An 18,743-nucleotide genomic window follows, 5' to 3' on the forward strand; every position below is an offset into this window, starting at 1 on the left:
TCAAGCGAAGGCGTGGTCGATGGCCTTCTCCAGTTCGGCGAGCCCCGCGTCCACCTCGGCAAGGTGAACGCGGATGGCCCGGCGTTCGCGTTCGACGAGAACGCCGAGATCTCCCTCCGCCTGCGCCCCCTTCACCTGGCCGAAACTGTAGCGGTGGCCGGGCACGGCGAAATCCGCCGCGTCATCGGCAGTGATCTGCAGGAAGACGCCGCTGTTCGGCCCACCCTTGTAGGCCTGCCCGGTGGAGTGCAGGAAGCGCGGGCCGAAGCCGACACAGGTCGCGACCTTGCGGGCATCGCGCAACCGCAGGCGAATCGCCTCCAGCTTCGCCTCGTGCGCCCGCGTGTGTTCGATATAGGCGAGCAGGCCGATATAGTCGCCCGCGTGGGCGCGCTGGAAATGGTGCTTCAGCCAGGCCGACAAAGTGTTGTGACGGCCGAGCGCCTCGGCGTTCGCCGGGTCGGCGTAGACGGCGATGCCGTTCTCGCGGAACACCGGATCGGGGGCGGCGACGGGCGCGCCCTTCTCATAGGCATCGGTCAACGCGCGGGTCTTGATCTTGCTCGCCTCGACGTCGGGCTGGTCGAACGGGTTGATGCCGATGATGGCGCCGGCGACCGCGGTCGCCATCTCCCAGCGGAAGAATTCCTGACCGATCTGGGCGACGTCATCGAGCACGATCCGCACCACCGGATGCCCCGCTTTCGCGAGTGCTGCGAGCTTCGCATCCTGAGCCTTGTCCTCATCGCCCTTGAGCACGAGCTGCGCGAAGACGCGGTCCTTGCCATAGGCGGCGGGCTCGCCGAGCGCCTCGCCATCCACGGGGATGAGTCCGCGCCCCTGCTTGCCGGTCGATTCCGCGATGAGCTGTTCGAGCCAGGCGCCGAGACCGGCAATGCGCGGCGAGGTCACGATGGTCACCTTGTCGCGGCCGAACCGCGTCGCCGCGGTGCCGAGGAGGAGGCCGAGCCGCACGCCGGGATTGCGATCCGCCGGCACGCTCGCGGCGCAGGAGGCGACCATGTGGGAGGTCCGGACCAGGAAGTCCGACACGTCGATCCCCATCGCCGCCGCCGGCACCAGGCCAAACTTCGACAGCACGGAATAGCGCCCGCCGATCGACTTCACGCCATGGAAGAGATGCGCGAAACGCTCGTGCTTCGCGACCTGTTCGAGCGAGGAGCCCGGATCGGTCACCGCGGTGAAGTGCCGCGACCACGCCGCCTCGCCCGCGGTCTCGATCATGCGGGCGCGGAAATGCGCGAGCATGATGTTCGGCTCCAGCGTGCTGCCGGACTTCGACGAGACGATGAACATCGTCTTCGCCAGATCGAGCTTCCGCTCCAGCGCGCGGATCTGGGCGGGATCGGTGCTGTCGAGCATGTGGAAGTGCGGCCAGCCGGCCTGACGGCCGAAACTGGTGGCGAGAACTTCAGGCCCGAGGCTCGATCCGCCCATGCCGAGCAGGGCGACATGGGTGAAGCCGCCCTCGCGGATCGCGTTGGCGAAGCGCACCAGCGTGCCGACATGGGCGTGCTCCTGCCCGACGATGTCGAGCCAGCCGAGCCAGTCGGCTTCGTCGGCGCCGGTCCAGACCGCGGCGTCGCCGGCCCAGAGCCGCCGGACCACGCCATCCGCCCGCCAGCCGGCGGCGGCCTCGTTCACGGCGTGGACGATATCCTCGGGCGCCTCGATGCGCGCGGCGTTCACCGTGACCAGCGCCTCGCGCTTTTCGGCGACCGCACCGAGCAGCTTGTCGAACGCCTCGGCGAACTGGCGCACGCCATCCTCGACCAGGTCATGGGTGACGGTCGCGAGCGAAATGCCCTGCTCCTCGATCGCATGCAGCGCGGCATAGGCGCCCTCGATATCCTGTTCGACGGCGTCATGCACGACCGAGCCGTGGTCGCGGAACGCGTCCATCGTGGCCGGCGGCATCGTGTTCACCGTGTCGCGGCCGATCAGCCGTTCGACGTAGAGCGTGTCCGGATAGTCGGGATTCTTGACGCCGGTCGAGGCCCAGAGAAGGCGCTGCACCTGCGCGCCCTTCGCGACCAGCGCCTCCCACGCCTTGCCCGCGAAAATCCTGCGGAAGCTCTCGTAGGCGAGCTTGGCATTCGCGATCGCGGCCTGGCCGAGCAGCGGCTGCAGGATGCCGGCCGGGCCGCCGGCATCGATCCTCGCCTGCAATTCACGGTCGATCACGGTGTCGATCCGGCTGACGAAGAAGCTCGCGACGCTCGCCACCTTCGACACGTCGCCGCCCTTTGCCGCATAATCCTCAAGGCCGGCGATATAGGCCTGCGCCACCGCCTCGTAGCGGGGCACCGCGAACAGCAGGGTGACGTTGATCGACAGCCCCTCGCCGATCAGGGTGTGGATCGCGGGGATTCCGGCCGAGGTCGCCGGCACCTTGATCATCAGGTTCGGGCGGTCGACCGCGGCCCACAGGCGGCGCGCCTCGTCGATCGTGCCCTGGGTGTCGTTCGCGAGGTAGGGCGAGACCTCGAGGCTGATGAAGCCGTCGCGACCGCCGGTTTCGCGATGGACCGGCGCCAGCGTGTCCGCCGCGGCCTGGATGTCGGCGATGGCCAGGTGTTCGTAGATCTCCATTGGCGCGCAGTCGCGCTCGCGGACGAAGCGCTGGAACGCCTCCCCGTATTCCGGCGCATGGGCGATCGCCTTCTCGAAGATCGCCGGATTGGAGGTGACCCCCTTGAGCCCGTCGCGCGCGACCATGGTGGCGAGTTCTCCCCCCTCGATCAGGCCGCGCTGGACGAAGTCGAGCCAGGGCGCCTGCCCGGCTTCAGCGAGTTGTTTCAGGGGGTTCATGCGGATCTCCTCAACGCAGGTCGTGATGGACGACGGTCCGGTGCCGGAGCAGGCTTATCGGCTGTTTGCCGATCCTGTCGAGAGATGGGAAAGCCCGCCGCCGATGTCACGTCCCGTCTCGGCTTGTCACCGTTCTGTGACTGAAGGCAGGTTTGGCGCAACCGATCGTTCTTTTCAATGGTACGATGGACCCGACATATCGAAGCGGGGCCGCCTTCCGCGCAATGAAGCTGACATTCGCCCCGATCTCGATTAAACAGCGCGCATGACCTCGACCCCCACCGAACTGATCCGCAACTTCTCAATCATCGCCCATATCGACCACGGCAAGTCGACCCTGGCCGACCGGCTGATCCAGACCACCGGCGCGCTCTCCGCCCGCGAGATGACCGAGCAGGTGCTCGACAACATGGACATCGAGAAGGAGCGCGGGATCACCATCAAGGCGCAGACCGTGCGCCTCAACTACAAGGCGAAGGACGGCAAGACCTACGTCCTGAACCTGATGGACACGCCCGGCCATGTCGACTTCGCCTATGAGGTGAGCCGCTCGCTCGCCGCCTGCGAGGGCTCGCTGCTGGTGGTCGACGCCTCGCAGGGCGTGGAGGCGCAGACGCTGGCGAACGTGTACCAGGCGATCGACGCCAATCACGAGATCGTCCCCGTGCTCAACAAGATCGACCTGCCGGCCGCCGAACCCGAGCGGGTGAAGCAGCAGATCGAGGACGTGATCGGGCTCGATGCGTCGGACGCGGTGGAAATATCCGCCAAGACCGGCCTCAACATCGAGGCGGTGCTGGAGGCGCTCGTCACCCGCCTGCCGCCGCCGAAGGGCGACGAGACGGCGCCGCTCAAGGCCATGCTGGTCGACAGCTGGTATGACTCCTATCTCGGCGTGATCATCCTCGTCCGTGTGCGCGACGGGCGGCTGCGCAAGGGCCAGCGCGTCCGCATGATGTCGACCGGCGCGGTCCACACCATCGACCAGGTCGGCACCTTCTCGCCCAAGCTCACCCCGCAGGCCGATCTCGGCCCCGGCGAGATCGGCTACATCACCGCCGCCATCAAGACGGTGGCCGACTGCAACGTGGGCGACACGATCACCGACGACCGCGCCCCCGCCACCGAACCCCTGCCCGGCTTCAAGCCGTCGATCCCGGTGGTCTGGTGCGGGCTCTACCCGGTCGATGCCGACGATTTCGAGAAGCTGCGCGACAGCCTCGCCAAGCTGCGGCTCAATGATGCGAGCTTCCATTACGAGGCCGAGACCTCGGCGGCGCTCGGCTTCGGCTTCCGCTGCGGCTTTCTCGGTCTGCTGCATCTCGAGATCATCCAGGAGCGTCTGTCGCGCGAATTCGATCTCGACCTGATCGCGACGGCCCCTTCGGTGGTCTACCGGCTCTACAAGACCAGCGGCGAGATGATGGAGCTGCACAACCCGGCCGACATGCCGGACGGCTCGGTCATCGACCATATCGAGGAGCCCTGGATCCGCGCGACCATCATGGTGCCGGACGACTATCTCGGCGCCGTCCTCACCCTCTGCAACGAGCGCCGCGGCCAGCAGGTCGACCTCACCTATGTCGGCAACCGCGCCATGGCGGTCTACCGGCTGCCGCTCAACGAGGTGGTGTTCGACTTCTATGACCGGCTGAAATCGGTCAGCCGCGGCTATGCCAGCTTCGACTACCAGATGGACGACTATGTCGAGGGCGACCTCGTGAAGATCTCCATCCTGGTCAACCAGGAGCCGGTGGACGCGCTGGCCTTCATCGCCCATCGCTCCGTCGCCGACACCCGCGGCCGCGCGATCTGCGCCAAGCTGAAGGACCTGATCCCCCGGCAGCTCTTCAAGATCGCCATCCAGGCGGCGATCGGCGGCCGGGTGATCGCCCGCGAAACCCTCGGCGCGCTGTCGAAGGACGTCACCGCCAAGTGCTATGGCGGCGACATCAGCCGCAAGCGCAAGCTGCTGGAGAAGCAGAAGGAGGGCAAGAAGCGGATGCGCCAGTTCGGCAAGGTCGAAATCCCGCAGACCGCCTTCCTCGCGGCGCTGAAGATGGACGCCTGAGCCCAGTGCTCCCCGCCGCCATCGCCGCCACCATCGCCGCCCTTGGCGCCGCGATCCTCGTCGTCCTCGCGGTCCTGCAATCCCGCCAGATCGCCGCCCTGCGCGGCGAGATCGCCGAACAGTCCCGCGCCGGGCTGCGCGAGGCGTTCGACCGCGTGCAGGACGGGGCGCGGGCGCAGGGCGAGCAGCTCGCGCGCCTGCACGGCGCGATGAGCGAACTGTCCATTTTGCTCACTGGCAAGCTGGCCGAGGCGGAATCGGCGGCACAGGCCGGCCGCGCCCAGGGGCTCAGCGAGACCATGGCCGCGATTGCCCGGCTGACCGAGAGCCAGACCCTGCTCACCGATCGCATGAACCGCGATCTCGCCGGCGTCTCGCTGGCCCTGCGCGAGGGGCAGGAGGCGCTGCGCGGCCGCGTCGAGCAGAAGCTCGATGAAATCCGCACCGGCAACGAGGCCAAGCTCGACGCGATGCGCGCCGCGGTGGACGAGAAGCTGCAATCAGCACTGGAGCAGAAAATCGGCGAGAGCTTCCAGCGCGTGGCCGAGCAGTTCGCCCAGGTGCAGCAGGCGATCGGCCAGGTGCAGTCGGTCGCCACCCAGGTGGGCGATCTCAAGCGGCTGTTCGCCAACGTGAAATCGCGCGGCGGCTGGGGCGAGGCGCAGATCCGCCAGACGCTGGACGACACGCTGCCGCCCGGCACGTTCGAAGCCAATTTCCGCGCCGATCCGAACGGCGCCGAGGCGGTGGAATTCGCGCTGCGCATGCCGGTGCGCGAGGGGGATCAGCCCGTCTGGCTGCCGATCGACGCGAAATTTCCGACCGAGGATTACGACCGCCTGCTGCTCGCCGCCGAGGCAGGCGACCGCGACGGCGAAACCCAGGCGCTGCGGGCGCTGAGCACCCGCATCCGCGACGAGGCGAAGAAGATCGCCCAGAAATACATCCGCCCCCCGCGCACCACGGATATAGCGATCCTGTATCTGCCGAGCGAAGGCCTGTTCGCCGAGGTCGCCCGGATTCCAGGCCTGGTCGAGCAGGTGCAGCGCGAGCACCGGGTGCTGATCCAGAGCCCGAGCCTGCTGCCCGCCTTGCTGCACACGATCCGGGTTGGCCATTTCACCGTCCAGCTCGAGCGCCGCGCCGGCGAAATCGGCCGCATCCTCTCGGCGGTGAAGCTCGAATGGGGCAAGCTCGGCGAGAGCATCGAGGCGCTGGCGAAACGCGCCGAACAGCTCTCGAAGGGGATCGACAGCACCCAGGTCCGCATCCGCGCCGTCGGCCGCAAGCTGCGCGACATCGACGAGCTCGACCCCACCCAAGCCCCTGCCCTGCTCGGCCTCGACACCGCCGAGGAATAACGCTGCCCCCCGCTTGAGCCCGGCGCGGTTGTTGGCTATGAAGCCCCGGCGCCGGAGGGATGGCCGAGCGGTCGAAGGCGCACGCTTGGAAAGCGTGTGTGCGTGAAAACGTACCGTGGGTTCGAATCCCACTCCCTCCGCCAGTTTCGCGTTTCACGCGATCTCAATCAGCCTCAACCACCTGAAATCTCTTCACTTTCCTCCGCGACGGTGTCCTAATCCGTCTCACGAGATACCCCCCAATCCCGGGGCACTTCGGGGTCGGATGTGGGGTATGGGACAGGAGGCAGGGGTATGCTCACCGACATCGCCGTCCGCAAGGCGCAGGTCCGAGACAAGCCGTACAAGATGTTTGATTCCAATGGCTTGTTCCTGCTGGTCACGCCCGCCGGAGGAAAGCTCTCGCGCTTCCGCTACAAGATCGGCGGCAAGGAGAAGCTGCTCAGCATCGGCCCCTACCCCGAGGTGATGCTCTCCGCAGCGCGGGATGCGCGCGACGAGGCCCGGGCCGGGCTGCGCGCCGGCCGCGATCCCTCGCTGGTGCGCAGGCAACTGCGCGCCGAGGCGGCCAATTATGAGCGGTTTTCTACGAGTCGTCGTTCGATAATCCGTGACATCGACACTAATTTGGGAAGGTAGGCTAAACCTCGTTTCCCGTCATTTCACAGGCTCTTCTGATGGCACTCCCTAGATACCAGTCCCAGAAGGCGCGTTCTTTTTTCCGGTCGGTGGCTTCGGACCAGGGTAATCCGCCGGCCTCCGCCGCGGCTGCAAGCATGCTCGGCTCGAAACCTTCCGGATCGAGATCATCGTCATCGATTTCGGCATCTGCATCCGGAACCCCCTGGAAGACGGCAGTAATGATGGTGTTGGCAGCCGCATGGCCGACAAACATTGCCGTCTCCTGACCTTTCGCATAGCTCCGGTTCTCGACGATATCGACATAAAGCGAATCGCGGGTTTTTTCAGCCAGTACCGGATCCGTACGATCGAAGGCGGTATCAAGAGCAATTCGCAGCATCAAAGCTGGCGAGTTATCAGTCGGAAAGACCGCGCGCCAAAGCGGCATTACGCGCTGGACCGCGAGAATATCCAGCAGAACAAGTCGGCGATGGCCAACATCGCGCCCTTGTTTGGTTTCGATATCGGGATACATCGCGCGCCAGATCGCACGCCTCCTAGGCAGGCTGACGCGCCCGCTTGCTTCCAGCTCATGCCGGGCAATATCAATGTTGCGTGCGAGCGTAAGAGAATTCGTCAATTGATGCCTCGCAATCGCCATTCATGATTTCGGCCTGTGATCGTTCCATCAGCCCCGAAAGTCCATGTTCCGTCCGGATCGGTGACCGTCTGGCCTTCCCCGCTCGACATCGCGAGCTTTGAAAAATACGTTCGGAGTCGGAACACATCGGCTTTGTAACACCGATGGGCTCGTTAGGTCGCGTGGACGGATTTAACCAATATCAGTGCGCAAGCGAAGCTGATGAAGGCGGCGTAGCTGGTTGCGGTCTTGTCGCAGCGCATGGCGATGCGTTTGAAGCGTTTGAGTTTGCCGATCGTCTGCTCGATGCGTGCGCGTCGGCGGTATAACCGCTTCGGGAAGAATTGGCCTCTTTCCTTGGAATTTTCGCGACGCGGGATGACCGGGGTGATGCCGCGCGCGCGAGCTGCCACTCGGTTGGCGCGGCTGTCGTAGCCCTTGTCGGTCACCACGATACGCGGACGGATGTCGGGTCCGATATCGAGCGAGGTCTCGAACTCGGTGGTATCGCTGGCTTCGCCGCCGGTCAGGTGGAAGTCGGGCGGGTGGCCGTCGAGATCGGTCTTGAGGTGAATTTTGGTCGGGAAGCCGCCACGCGAGCGGCCAAGGGCCTGGCCCTGCTGCCCCCTTTTGCCCCGGCGGCGGAGACGTGGGCGCGCGCCGTTGTGCTGTCGAAAAACTGCACCAGATGCGCGGTCTGGCTGTATTCGGCGAGAAGCTGAAAGAACGCCTCGAACACCCCGGAGCGGCTCAGCCGCCAGAACCGCTTCCATACGCTGTTCCATTTGCCAAATTCCGCAGGCAGGGCCCGCCACGTGATGCTATGGACAGTGAAATAGTGCACCGCTTCCGGAAATTTCCGGTCGTCATGCCCCGGCTCGCCACGGCTCGATTGGGCCGCGTCAAAAACCTTCAGCACCACAGACCAATCCTGTTCCGTCATTCCCGTCAGCATGCCCGACCCTCCGTTGCCGGTCACGCAGTGATCCGAACAATTCCCGGCTCGGGAATCGGTCAAATCCTCATATCAGGGATTCCGTCCACACGGCCTAGTGATCGACGACTTTATGGCACTCTTCTCCAGCTTCGTTGGAATTGGTCAGCTTGGAGCCAGACCGCAAAAGGTAGCTAAGCGATTTCAGTGGATTGTGATTATGGGATGGCCCGCCCCTCTCGTGGCGATCTGGTAGGATCGCCGCTGGTTTGGAGAGAGGAGCAGACCGATGGATATCATGATTCTCGGCATCGATCTTGGGAAGAACTCTTGCAGCGTGGTGGGCATGGACGCCGCCGGCCGGGTTGTTTTGAGGCGGAGACTTCGGCGGGGAACGTTGGAAAGTTTCGTTGGCGAGCTTGGGTCGTGCATTGTGGCAATGGAAGCATGTTGCGGCGCTCATCACCTCGGGCGGATTTTCGCCGCGCGGGGCCACGAGGTGCGGCTGATGTCGCCGGAATATGTCCGTCCGTACGTGAAGGCGCAGAAGAACGATGATCTCGACGCGGAGGCGATCGCAGAGGCTGCGACGCGGCCAACGATGCGTTTCGTGCCTGTGAAGAGCCAGGACCAATCTGATCTCCAGGCTTTGCACCGAGCCCGGGAGCGCCTCGTCTCGGAACGGACGGCGCTGATCAATCACTTGCGGGCGTTGCTGCTGGAGCGAGGGATCGTCGTTCCGCAAGGCCGGAGGAAACTGGAAGCCGAGCTTGAGACATTGGCCGAAGATGGCGGTTTTGCCGCGTTGAGCCCGCGCATCCGGACGTTGATCGAAGATCTTCGGGCGGAATGGCGTTCACTCGACCAGAGGATCACCGGCTTCGACGCCGAGTTCGTTCAGTTGGCTCGTGACGACGTGGCTGTGCGACGTTTGACCAAAATCCCAGGAATTGGAACGATAAACGCTACGGCGCTGGCGGCGGCGGTCGGCGAGGCGCATGCATTCAAACGTGGGCGGGACATGGCGGCGTGGCTGGGGCTCGTTCCACGGCAAATGACAACGGGTGGAAAACCGCGCCTGCTCGGCATCAGCAAACGCGGCAATCGTTATTTGCGGAAGAACTTGATCCATGGCGCACGAGCGGCGCTGCCTTATCTTGTCGAACGCGATACGCCGTTGGGCCGCTGGGCGCGGGGATTGCTCGATCGAGCGCATAAGAACGTGGTCGTAGTCGCGCTGGCCGCGAAGCTGGCTCGGATTGCATGGGCCGTTTTGGCGCACGGTTGCGATTACGACGCCCAATTCGAAGCGGCGGCTGCGGCCGCATGACGGAATCGCCCGAACAGCGCTCACAGTTGGGCGCGAAAGGGCAGTCGATGTCTGCGTGAGGTGAAAGGAAGATGGCCTGACAGTCGAACGGCGGCTTGAAAACCTGACGCAGTGAACGGCCTCCGAGGCCGGTGTGATTATGAGGATCAGGCCGCGCGGATCTCCATCTTGGCCGGGTTCGAAGCCCGAGACCGGATACGTTGAAGCAGACTGATTAGAGCCAGATGAAAATCACCCCTTGCGGACGGGGCGGGCCATACGTTCAGTTCGTTTGCGAAGACGGACAGATACACGATGGCCGGGACTGAAATCGCTCGGCGAAGATATTGCCGGACCGGCTCTCACTTCACTTCAAGGCCGAATTTTGCATCGAGCGAATACCTGCCGGCTCCAACGATGTAGAGCAACAGAAATCCTCCCAAGATGCTGACGTTCTTGTAGAAATTAATCTCGTTTTCGAAATGTGCCGCACCGGTCATCGTCCAGTAATGATGGGCGAGGAAACCGGTGGCGAGGGTGTATACTCCCATCAACAGCGCGAGAGGCCGAGTAAAGAGGCCGATCACGATGGCGCTCGACACAAAGCACTCCACCGCAATCGCAACAAGTGCCGCAAGCGACGGGAGGGGGACCCCAGTTTGCGCCATATAGGCGACGGTCCCACCATAATTTGTGAGTTTGCTCCACCCGAAGACAAGAAACAGCGTGACGAGGAGGAGCCGGGCGGCGAGGATGGTCTCGTTCTTAATTCTGTCAGCACCGAAAGTAGCCATGGATGATCTCCGCGATTGGGCCGCCGGTTGGGCGAGCCGGTTGTTGATGTATTGACGCGGCGAATATCTGCCTGGCAGAAGAGATAAAAAAGAGAAATAATCGAAACTCATAATTTCTGGATATTGCCATGCGTCGTTTACCCGACCTAGAAGCCTGGGCGCTGTTCGCCAAAGTCGCTGAGACCAGGTCCTTCACCCGAGCGGCTAGTGAGCTGGGAATTTCGAAGCCGACAGTGTCGAAGGCGATCTCCCGCCTCGAGGCACGGATCGGCACCGCGCTGTTGAACAGGACCTCCCGTCGCCTTTCCTTGACCGAAGCCGGCCGTCGCGCGGCCAGGAGCGCCGGCCGGATCCTGACAGAAGGCGAGGCCCTGGAGACGGAGGCGATGGACCAAGCCACTGCACCTAGTGGCCTGGTCCGACTGACCGCGCCAATGTCATTCGGGATTGCGCACGTGGCGCCGCTCCTCCCGGAACTGTTCGAAACGTATCCGGAACTTTCGGTCGACCTACATTTGGCCGATGAAGTCGTCGATCTGGTTGGTGGCGGGTTCGACATCGCGATCAGAATTGCGGCTCTTCCAGATTCAGCCCTGCGGACCCGTCGCGTTTGTCGTGTCCGCCGCCTATTGGTTGGCGCACCGGAATATTTCGAAAGGCGAGGTCGGCCAGAACATCCAGGCGACCTCGCAAAACATGTCTGCCTTGGCTATGCCTATCTCCCCTCATCTAGTCGATGGCACTTCCGCCATGCGACGGGCGAGGAGGTCGATGTTGTTCCGGGTGGCCCCCTGAGGGTCAATAACGCCGATGCGCTGAGGCCAATGCTGGTGGCAGGACGAGGGCTCGCGGTGCAGCCGGAGTTCATGGCGGCTGAGGACATCGCCGCGGGCCGGCTCGAAGTGGCGATGGCCGATTGGTCGATGCCACCCATCGCCTTGAATATCGTCACGCCACCAAGCGGCTTACGACCAGCGCGTGTCACCGCCGTAATCGACTTCCTCTGGCATCACTTCGCAAACGCCCCATGGTCCTCTGGCCGAATGTTTGACAATTCGGCGGACGATCCCTGCTGACGGATACCAAGCGTCCATTCAGCCGAGGCGATGGGTGCCGAGGTTTTATGATGCCGAGCTTCCAGCGCCAGGACAGGCGCACAAGCGGTACGCACGACAAGTGGCGCGGCCTTGGCTTGAATTCGGGCAACCAACCTGAACCGCCCCGGGTTTGCCGGAGGCTCCAACTCCCAAATGGGATGGAGCCATGACGAGTCCGACGACGAACAAGTTTTCTGCTGAAGTCCGCGAGCGTGCGGTGCGAATGGTGCTGGAGCACGAGGGCGAACATCCGTCGCGCTGGGCGAAGCAGCCAAGGTTCCGCCTGCCTTGGAATGTGGAATGCTGCGGAGGGGGCGATGTTGTCGATCGCGGCGAAGTTTGGCTGCTCGCCTCATACGCTGCGTGAATGGGTGCAGAAGGCGGATCGCGACAGCGGCCGTGCGCCTGGTGTTCCGTCGGAAGTATCTGCGAAGCTGAAGGCGCAGGAACGCGAGAACCGCGAGCTTCGCCAGGCGAATGAGATCCTGCGCAAGGCGTCGGCCTATTTTGCCCAGGCGGAGCTCGACCGCCGGTTCAAGCCATGATTGCGTTCATCGATGATCACCGCGGGGCCTATGGGGTCGAGCCGATCTGCAGGGTGCTGCCGATCGCCCCATCGACCGACCACGAGCACGTAGCGAAGCAGGCCAACCGCGAGAGGCGGTCAGAACGCGCACGGCGGGATGAGGCGCTTGCGGCGGATATTCGGCGCGTGTTCGCGGAGAATTTCGGGGTCTACGATGCGCGCAAGGTCTGGCGGCAGTTGTGGCGGGAAGGATGCGCCGTTGCCCGCCGCACGGTGGAGCGGTTGATGCGCACAATGGGATTACAAGGCGCGGTCCGCGGCAAGCCGGTCAGGACGACGATCGGCGACAAGACGGCCCATTGCCCACTGGACCGCGTCAACCGCCAGTTCCAGGCGCCGGCGCCGAACATGCTCCGGGTCTCCGACTTCACCTATGTCGCGACCTGGCAGGGCTTTGTGTATGTGGCGTTCGTCATCGATACATTCGCCCGGCGTATCGTCGGCTGGCGGGTAAGCCGCACGGCGCATGCCGGTTTCGTCCTCGATGCCCTGGAACAGCCTCTTCACGACTGACGTCCGGTACGTAGCGGCGGCCTCGTCCATCATAGCGACCGGGGCAGCCAGTATGTCTCGATCAAATACACCGAGCGCCTGATGGAGGCCGGCATCGAACCGTCCGTCGGCAGTGTCGGCGATAGCTAGGACAACGCTCTCGCCGAGAGCATCAACGGCCTCTACAAGACCGAGGTCATCCGTCGTCGCGGGCCGTGGAAATCGTTGGAGGCCGTCGAGTTCGCAACCCTCGAATGGGTCGACTGGCTCAACCACAGACGCCTTCTCGAGCCGATCGGCAATATCCCGCCCGCCGAAGCCGAACAACGATATTTCGCCACACTCGACCAGATGAAGATCGCCGCTTGGCTTAACCCGAATGGCCTCCGGCAAACCCCGCGCGGCTTACTGTAAGTCACTAAACTGAAGTTTTTACTTCAGAATAACCTGAACATGGCGGATTTCCTTGCGTAGCGCTGTTTTTCTGTATTCTGTTTGTGTCCATACATGGGGCTTGCGGCGCGTCTCGGTATGTGATTATGGGATGGCCCGCCCCTCTCGTGGCGATCTGGTAGGATCGCCGCTGGTTTGGAGAGAGGAGCAGACCGATGGATATCATGATTCTCGGCATCGATCTTGGGAAGAACTCTTGCAGCGTGGTGGGCATGGACGCCGCCGGCCGGGTTGTTTTGAGGCGGAGACTTCGGCGGGGAACGTTGGAAAGTTTCGTTGGCGAGCTTGGGTCGTGCATTGTGGCAATGGAAGCATGTTGCGGCGCTCATCACCTCGGGCGGATTTTCGCCGCGCGGGGCCACGAGGTGCGGCTGATGTCGCCGGAATATGTCCGTCCGTACGTGAAGGCGCAGAAGAACGATGATCTCGACGCGGAGGCGATCGCAGAGGCTGCGACGCGGCCAACGATGCGTTTCGTGCCTGTGAAGAGCCAGGACCAATCTGATCTCCAGGCTTTGCACCGAGCCCGGGAGCGCCTCGTCTCGGAACGGACGGCGCTGATCAATCACTTGCGGGCGTTGCTGCTGGAGCGAGGGATCGTCGTTCCGCAAGGCCGGAGGAAACTGGAAGCCGAGCTTGAGACATTGGCCGAAGATGGCGGTTTTGCCGCGTTGAGCCCGCGCATCCGGACGTTGATCGAAGATCTTCGGGCGGAATGGCGTTCACTCGACCAGAGGATCACCGGCTTCGACGCCGAGTTCGTTCAGTTGGCTCGTGACGACGTGGCTGTGCGACGTTTGACCAAAATCCCAGGAATTGGAACGATAAACGCTACGGCGCTGGCGGCGGCGGTCGGCGAGGCGCATGCATTCAAACGTGGGCGGGACATGGCGGCGTGGCTGGGGCTCGTTCCACGGCAAATGACAACGGGTGGAAAACCGCGCCTGCTCGGCATCAGCAAACGCGGCAATCGTTATTTGCGGAAGAACTTGATCCATGGCGCACGAGCGGCGCTGCCTTATCTTGTCGAACGCGATACGCCGTTGGGCCGCTGGGCGCGGGGATTGCTCGATCGAGCGCATAAGAACGTGGTCGTAGTCGCGCTGGCCGCGAAGCTGGCTCGGATTGCATGGGCCGTTTTGGCGCACGGTTGCGATTACGACGCCCAATTCGAAGCGGCGGCTGCGGCCGCATGACGGAATCGCCCGAACAGCGCTCACAGTTGGGCGCGAAAGGGCAGTCGATGTCTGCGTGAGGTGAAAGGAAGATGGCCTGACAGTCGAACGGCGGCTTGAAAACCTGACGCAGTGAACGGCCTCCGAGGCCGGTGTGATTATGAGGATCAGGCCGCGCGGATCTCCATCTTGGCCGGGTTCGAAGCCCGAGACCGGATACGTTGAAGCAGACTGATTAGAGCCAGATGAAAATCACCCCTTGCGGACGGGGCGGGCCATACGTTCCCTGCCTCCATGTTCATTGACGTGGTTCCGAATGGCCGATCGGCGCCGGCCGTGCTGTTGCGGGAGAGTTTCCGCGAGGGTCGCAAGGTTCATAAACGCACCATCGCCAATCTGAGCCAGATGCCGCCGGAGCTGATCGATGGGCTGCGTGCGCTTCTCGCGGGTGGCGCGGTGGTCGGTGGTGCCGATCAGGCACTCGAGATCCGGCGCTCGCTGCCGCACGGTCATGTGGCGGCGGCACTCGGGATGATGCGCAAGCTTGAGATTCCCGGCCTGCTGGGCCGGAGGGCGTCGCGTGAGCGCGATCTTGCCCTGGCGCTGATCGCGGGTCGGGTGATCGCACCGGGCTCGAAGCTCTCGACCCTGCGCGGTCTGAACCCGCAGACCGCGACATCGAGTCTCGGCGAGATCCTCGAACTCGGCGCCATTGAAGAGCGCGAGATCTACGCCGCACTGGACTGGCTGGGCGCGCAGCAGGGCCGGATCGAGCGGCAGTTTGCAAGGCGCCATCTGCGCGACGGCACGCTGGTGCTCTACGACGTCAGTTCATCCTACCTCGAAGGCCGGCATTGCGAACTGGCACACCACGGATACAGCCGCGATCACCGGCCCGATCGGCCACAGATCGTCTATGGCCTGCTGTGCGATCGCGAGGGGCGGCCGATCGCGGTGGAAGTGTTCGAAGGCAACACCGCCGATCCGGCGACGATCGCCGCGCAGGTGGAGAAACTCAAGCGGCGGTTCCATCTCGAGCGCGTCGTCCTGGTGGGTGATCGCGGGATGATCACCACGGCGCGGATCCGCGAGACGATCAAGCCGGCGGGGCTGGACTGGATCAGCTGCCTGCGCGCGGGGCAGATCCAGGATCTTGCCGAGGGACCGCTGCAGATGTCGCTGTTCGACGAGCGCGATATCGCCGCGATCACGTCGCCCGATTATCCGGGCGAGCGGCTGATCGCCTGTCGCAACGCGGCCCTTGCGACCGAACGACGGCGCAAGCGCGAGGCGCTGCTCGTGGCCACCGAGACGGAACTGGCGCGGATCCGGGATGCGACACGGCGCAAACGCGCTCCTCTTCATGGCGAGGCCGCGATCGGGCTGGCGGTGGGGGCGGTGATCAACCAGCGCAAGATGGCCAAGCATTTCGATCTCACCATCACCGCCAGCCGCTTCGATTTCCAGCGCAACGCCGCCAGCATCGCGCGCGAGGCGGCCCTCGACGGCATCTATGTCATCCGCACCAGTGTGAGCGCGGACGTCATGAGCGAGACCGAAGCCGTGTCAGCCTACAAGGACCTTTCGCGGGTGGAACGGGCGTTCCGGACCCTCAAATCGGTCGATCTCGCGATCCGCCCGGTGCATCACTGGCTCTCACCGCGGGTGCGTGCCCACGTCTTTCTCTGCATGATGGCCTATTACGTCGAGTGGCATCTGCGCGACGCCCTCAAGCCCCTACTGTTCCAGGATCACGACCGCCCGGGAGCTGAGACCGAACGCTTATCGCCGGTTGCCCCCGCATCGACATCCCCGGCCGCCGATCGCAAGCGCGGGCGACGCCGCAACGACCAGAACCTGCCGATTTCAAGCTTCGCCGACCTGATGGCGCATCTTGCCACCCAGACCCTGAACACCGCGGCCCTGCCCAAGGCCCCGAACGCCACCTTCACCACCCTGGCAAACCCCACGCCGCTGCAAACCGCCGCCTTCGCCCTGATCGGGATCGACCCCATGCGTGTCCAGTAACCGTCAAAACCTGATCAGAAACGTTGTCGATAAATGCGGGGAGTTTGCATTCAAACCAGTGAAAACTTCAGACTAAAGTAAAGAGCAATTTCTCTCATCCAGTGGGGGGCCCCGCCCGGCCCCGGCCGGGCGGGATCGGGCCTGTCGGGTCAGGCGGGTTCGGCGACGCGGCGCGCGCGGCGCGGCGGGGTGCGGGCCGGGGCGATGGGGGCGGATGCTGTCGGTGCCGCGTGGGCAGGTGCCGCGTGGGCGGGTGCCGCGTAGGCGGGTGCGGCGTGGGCGGTGCGGAAGCCGGAGACGCGGCCGGCGAGGCGGCTGATTTCCTCGCGCAGGGAGTGGGTGGCGGCGGAGGTCTGCTCGACCATGGCGGCGTTCTGCTGGACGGCCTGGTTCATCTGGCCGGTGGCGGCGTTGATTTCGGCGAGGCTGCCGGCCTGTTCGGCGGCGGCGGTGGCGATTTCGCCGACGAGGCCGTGCAGGTCGGTGACGTGGCCGAGGATGGTATCCAGTGCCGTGCCGGTTTCGCCGACGAGGCGGACGCCGTTGCCGACCTGTTCGGAGGAGCGGGCGATGAGCAGCTTGATGGATTTGGCGGCATCGGCGGAGCGGTGCGCGAGGGCGCGGACCTCGGAGGCGACGACGGCGAAGCCGCGCCCGGCATCGCCGGCGCGGGCGGCCTCGACCCCGGCGTTGAGGGCGAGGAGGTTGGTCTGGAAGGCCATTTCATCGATCAGGCCGATGATCTGGTCGATTTCGCGGGCGGATGTTTCGATGCGGTTCATGGCGACCACGGCCTCGCCGACGATGGCGTGGGACTTGCGGGCGGCGTTGTTGGTGGCGTCGACGGCGCTGGCGGCCTTGGAGGCGTTGTCGGCGGTGCGGCGGATGCCGGTGGTGACGCTGTCGAGCACGGATGAGGTTTCCTCCAGGGTGGAGGCCTGCTGTTCGGTGCGGCGGGCGAGATCCTCGGCGGCTTCGGCGATTTCGGCGACGCCGAGATTGATTTCGTCGGTGCTCTGGCGGACGCCGTTGACGCTTTCGGCGAGGCGGCTGGCGGCGGTGTTGAAGTCGATGCGGAGCTTGTCGAGCGAGGGGATCAGCTGGCGGTCGACGGAGGCGGTGAGATCACCTTCGGAGACGCGTTCGAGGGCGTCGCCGACGAGGCCGACCTCGGCCATGCGTTCGGTGAGGTCGACCGCGAACTTGACGACCTTCGTGACCTTGCCCTCGGCGTCGTAGACCGGGTTGTAGGTGGCCTGGAGCCAGACGTGGCGGCCGCCCTTGCCCACGCGCTCGAAATCACCAGCAATGAATTCGCCCTGGCGCAGGCGTTCCCAGAAGGCCTGGTATTCGCGGCTGGCGGCGTATGCTGGTGTAGCGAACATGCTGTGCTTGCGGCCCACGATCTCGTCGCGCGCGTAACCCATCACGCGAAGGAAGTTGTCGTTGGCTTCGAGGATGGTGCCGTCGAGCGCGAACTTGATGACGGCCTAGGAGCGCTCGATGGCGTTGAGGATGCTTTCGTTTTCGGCGGCGGCCCGTTTCTCGGCGGTGATGTCGAGGGCGACCTTGACCACCTTCGCGACCTTGCCGGCGCGGTTGCGGACGGGGACGTAGGAGGCGCGGAGCCAGACATCGTGGCCGGACTTGGCGATGCGGCGGAACTCGCCGGAGCAGAAGGCGCCGCCGCGCAGGCGCTGCCAGAACTCGCCGTAGGCGGCGCTGTCGCGCTCGGTTACGGTTACAAAAATACGGTGATGGCGCCCGATGATGTCGGCGGCGCCGTAGCCCATCAAACGGAGAAAACTGTCGTTGGCGTCGATGATCGTGCCGTCGGGTTTGAAACCGATGATGCCGAAGGAGTTTCCAATGGCATCAAACATCCTGCTTTTGTCAGAGATTTGACGTAGCTTCCCAATAACCACGAAACAATTCCCATTTTTATTGATTGATCTATTTTATTAAATAAAACTTCTATCCGGGTCTCCTTAACAATGTATTACCGGAATCTGATATTTTCATGCTGCACGCTGACTATCATGTCATTCGGCCAAAGATGCCGCGACTATCAAATAGACAAGGCGCTACATGCGATGGGATCGGAGGCGTTCCAGATCGAGGTTGTCAGCGCAGCCGTTCCGGCGCACTGGCGAGATGTTCCGAACGGTTTCTTTGGTCTCGGACCGTCGCGAAGCCGCAAACATCAGCGTTGTGGATCGGCCACCGAACCCCTTTAGCTTCGAGATGGGTGAGCGCGTACGCCGCGGTTCAGCGCGACGAGGCCGGCGGATAGCTGCGAAATCATGATTGAAGCCAGAAACGTTCAAATTTCGAGTCAACATTCTCGATC

Annotated in this window: 14 protein-coding genes, 1 tRNA gene, 1 pseudogene and 1 other annotated feature; of the genes and pseudogenes, 9 read left to right on the forward strand and 7 right to left on the reverse strand. The window is 63.9% G+C overall.

Annotation, left to right across the window (positions count from 1 at the left end; translation table 11 throughout):
• A complete protein-coding gene (locus ACMV_RS06530; protein ID WP_013639920.1) occupies positions 1–2,832 on the reverse strand; it encodes a bifunctional transaldolase/phosoglucose isomerase in 2,832 nt (943 codons plus the stop codon).
• Between the two features lie 265 nt (positions 2,833–3,097).
• Here ACMV_RS06530 and lepA point away from each other — a divergent pair, with 265 nt between their 5' ends.
• From lepA to ACMV_RS06550, 4 genes are all read left to right on the forward strand, one after another.
• Positions 3,098–4,903, forward strand: a complete 1,806-nt coding sequence (gene lepA / locus ACMV_RS06535; protein ID WP_011942124.1) for a translation elongation factor 4 — start codon at positions 3,098–3,100, stop codon at positions 4,901–4,903.
• A 5-nt stretch (positions 4,904–4,908) separates the two neighbouring features.
• A complete protein-coding gene (locus ACMV_RS06540; RefSeq protein WP_013639921.1) occupies positions 4,909–6,264 on the forward strand; it encodes a DNA recombination protein RmuC in 1,356 nt (451 codons plus the stop codon).
• Between the two features lie 53 nt (positions 6,265–6,317).
• A tRNA-Ser gene (locus ACMV_RS06545) sits at positions 6,318–6,407 on the forward strand.
• Between the two features lie 151 nt (positions 6,408–6,558).
• Positions 6,559–6,903: an Arm DNA-binding domain-containing protein gene (locus ACMV_RS06550; protein WP_013639922.1), complete on the forward strand. Its 345-nt coding sequence runs from the start codon at positions 6,559–6,561 to the stop codon at positions 6,901–6,903.
• 1 nt (position 6,904) lies between these two features.
• Here ACMV_RS06550 and ACMV_RS06555 read toward each other — a convergent pair whose 3' ends face one another.
• From ACMV_RS06555 to ACMV_RS06565, 3 genes are all read right to left on the reverse strand, one after another.
• The gene (locus tag ACMV_RS06555) at positions 6,905–7,546 is read right to left on the reverse strand and encodes an Imm5 family immunity protein (RefSeq protein ID WP_041664652.1); all 642 of its coding nucleotides are present in this window, start codon (positions 7,544–7,546) and stop codon (positions 6,905–6,907) included.
• 152 nt (positions 7,547–7,698) lie between these two features.
• Positions 7,699–8,100, reverse strand: a complete 402-nt coding sequence (locus ACMV_RS21150; RefSeq protein ID WP_081479267.1) for an IS5 family transposase — start codon at positions 8,098–8,100, stop codon at positions 7,699–7,701.
• Complete coding sequence (locus ACMV_RS06565) at positions 8,052–8,480, reverse strand: transposase (protein WP_013639925.1); 429 nt, start codon at positions 8,478–8,480, stop codon at positions 8,052–8,054. The genes ACMV_RS21150 and ACMV_RS06565 overlap by 49 nt, the downstream gene beginning before the upstream one ends.
• Positions 8,481–8,748: 268 nt before the next feature.
• On the opposite strand from ACMV_RS06565, the gene ACMV_RS06570 reads away from it, so the two are divergent.
• Positions 8,749–9,789 (forward strand): IS110 family RNA-guided transposase, encoded by a 1,041-nt coding sequence (locus ACMV_RS06570; protein ID WP_011930570.1) that lies wholly within the window; start codon positions 8,749–8,751, stop codon positions 9,787–9,789.
• 341 nt (positions 9,790–10,130) lie between these two features.
• Here ACMV_RS06570 and ACMV_RS06575 read toward each other — a convergent pair whose 3' ends face one another.
• Complete coding sequence (locus ACMV_RS06575) at positions 10,131–10,562, reverse strand: DoxX family protein (RefSeq protein ID WP_011942129.1); 432 nt, start codon at positions 10,560–10,562, stop codon at positions 10,131–10,133.
• Between the two features lie 128 nt (positions 10,563–10,690).
• On the opposite strand from ACMV_RS06575, the gene ACMV_RS06580 reads away from it, so the two are divergent.
• The 4 genes and pseudogenes from ACMV_RS06580 to ACMV_RS06605 all read left to right on the forward strand — a co-directional run bounded on the left by ACMV_RS06580 (position 10,691) and on the right by ACMV_RS06605 (position 16,393).
• Positions 10,691–11,638, forward strand: coding sequence for a LysR family transcriptional regulator (locus ACMV_RS06580; protein ID WP_013639927.1), 948 nt, complete (start codon positions 10,691–10,693; stop codon positions 11,636–11,638).
• Positions 11,639–11,825: 187 nt separating this feature from the next.
• Positions 11,826–13,151: pseudogene (locus tag ACMV_RS19735) on the forward strand (IS3 family transposase).
• Positions 12,159–12,275, forward strand: a sequence feature (AL1L pseudoknot). (Overlaps the previous pseudogene by 117 nt.)
• 194 nt (positions 13,152–13,345) lie before the next feature.
• The gene (locus ACMV_RS06600) at positions 13,346–14,386 is read left to right on the forward strand and encodes an IS110 family RNA-guided transposase (protein WP_011930570.1); all 1,041 of its coding nucleotides are present in this window, start codon (positions 13,346–13,348) and stop codon (positions 14,384–14,386) included.
• 273 nt (positions 14,387–14,659) lie between these two features.
• Positions 14,660–16,393: an IS1634 family transposase gene (locus tag ACMV_RS06605; RefSeq protein WP_013634984.1), complete on the forward strand. Its 1,734-nt coding sequence runs from the start codon at positions 14,660–14,662 to the stop codon at positions 16,391–16,393.
• A 149-nt stretch (positions 16,394–16,542) separates the two neighbouring features.
• Here ACMV_RS06605 and ACMV_RS06610 read toward each other — a convergent pair whose 3' ends face one another.
• A complete protein-coding gene (locus tag ACMV_RS06610; protein ID WP_269447794.1) occupies positions 16,543–17,877 on the reverse strand; it encodes a methyl-accepting chemotaxis protein in 1,335 nt (444 codons plus the stop codon).
• A gap of 6 nt (positions 17,878–17,883) precedes the next feature.
• Positions 17,884–18,276 (reverse strand): PAS domain-containing protein, encoded by a 393-nt coding sequence (locus ACMV_RS21460; RefSeq protein WP_013639931.1) that lies wholly within the window; start codon positions 18,274–18,276, stop codon positions 17,884–17,886.
• Positions 18,277–18,743: the final 467 nt, after the last annotated feature.

Source organism: Acidiphilium multivorum AIU301, from assembly GCF_000202835.1.
Taxonomy (GTDB): domain Bacteria; phylum Pseudomonadota; class Alphaproteobacteria; order Acetobacterales; family Acetobacteraceae; genus Acidiphilium; species Acidiphilium multivorum.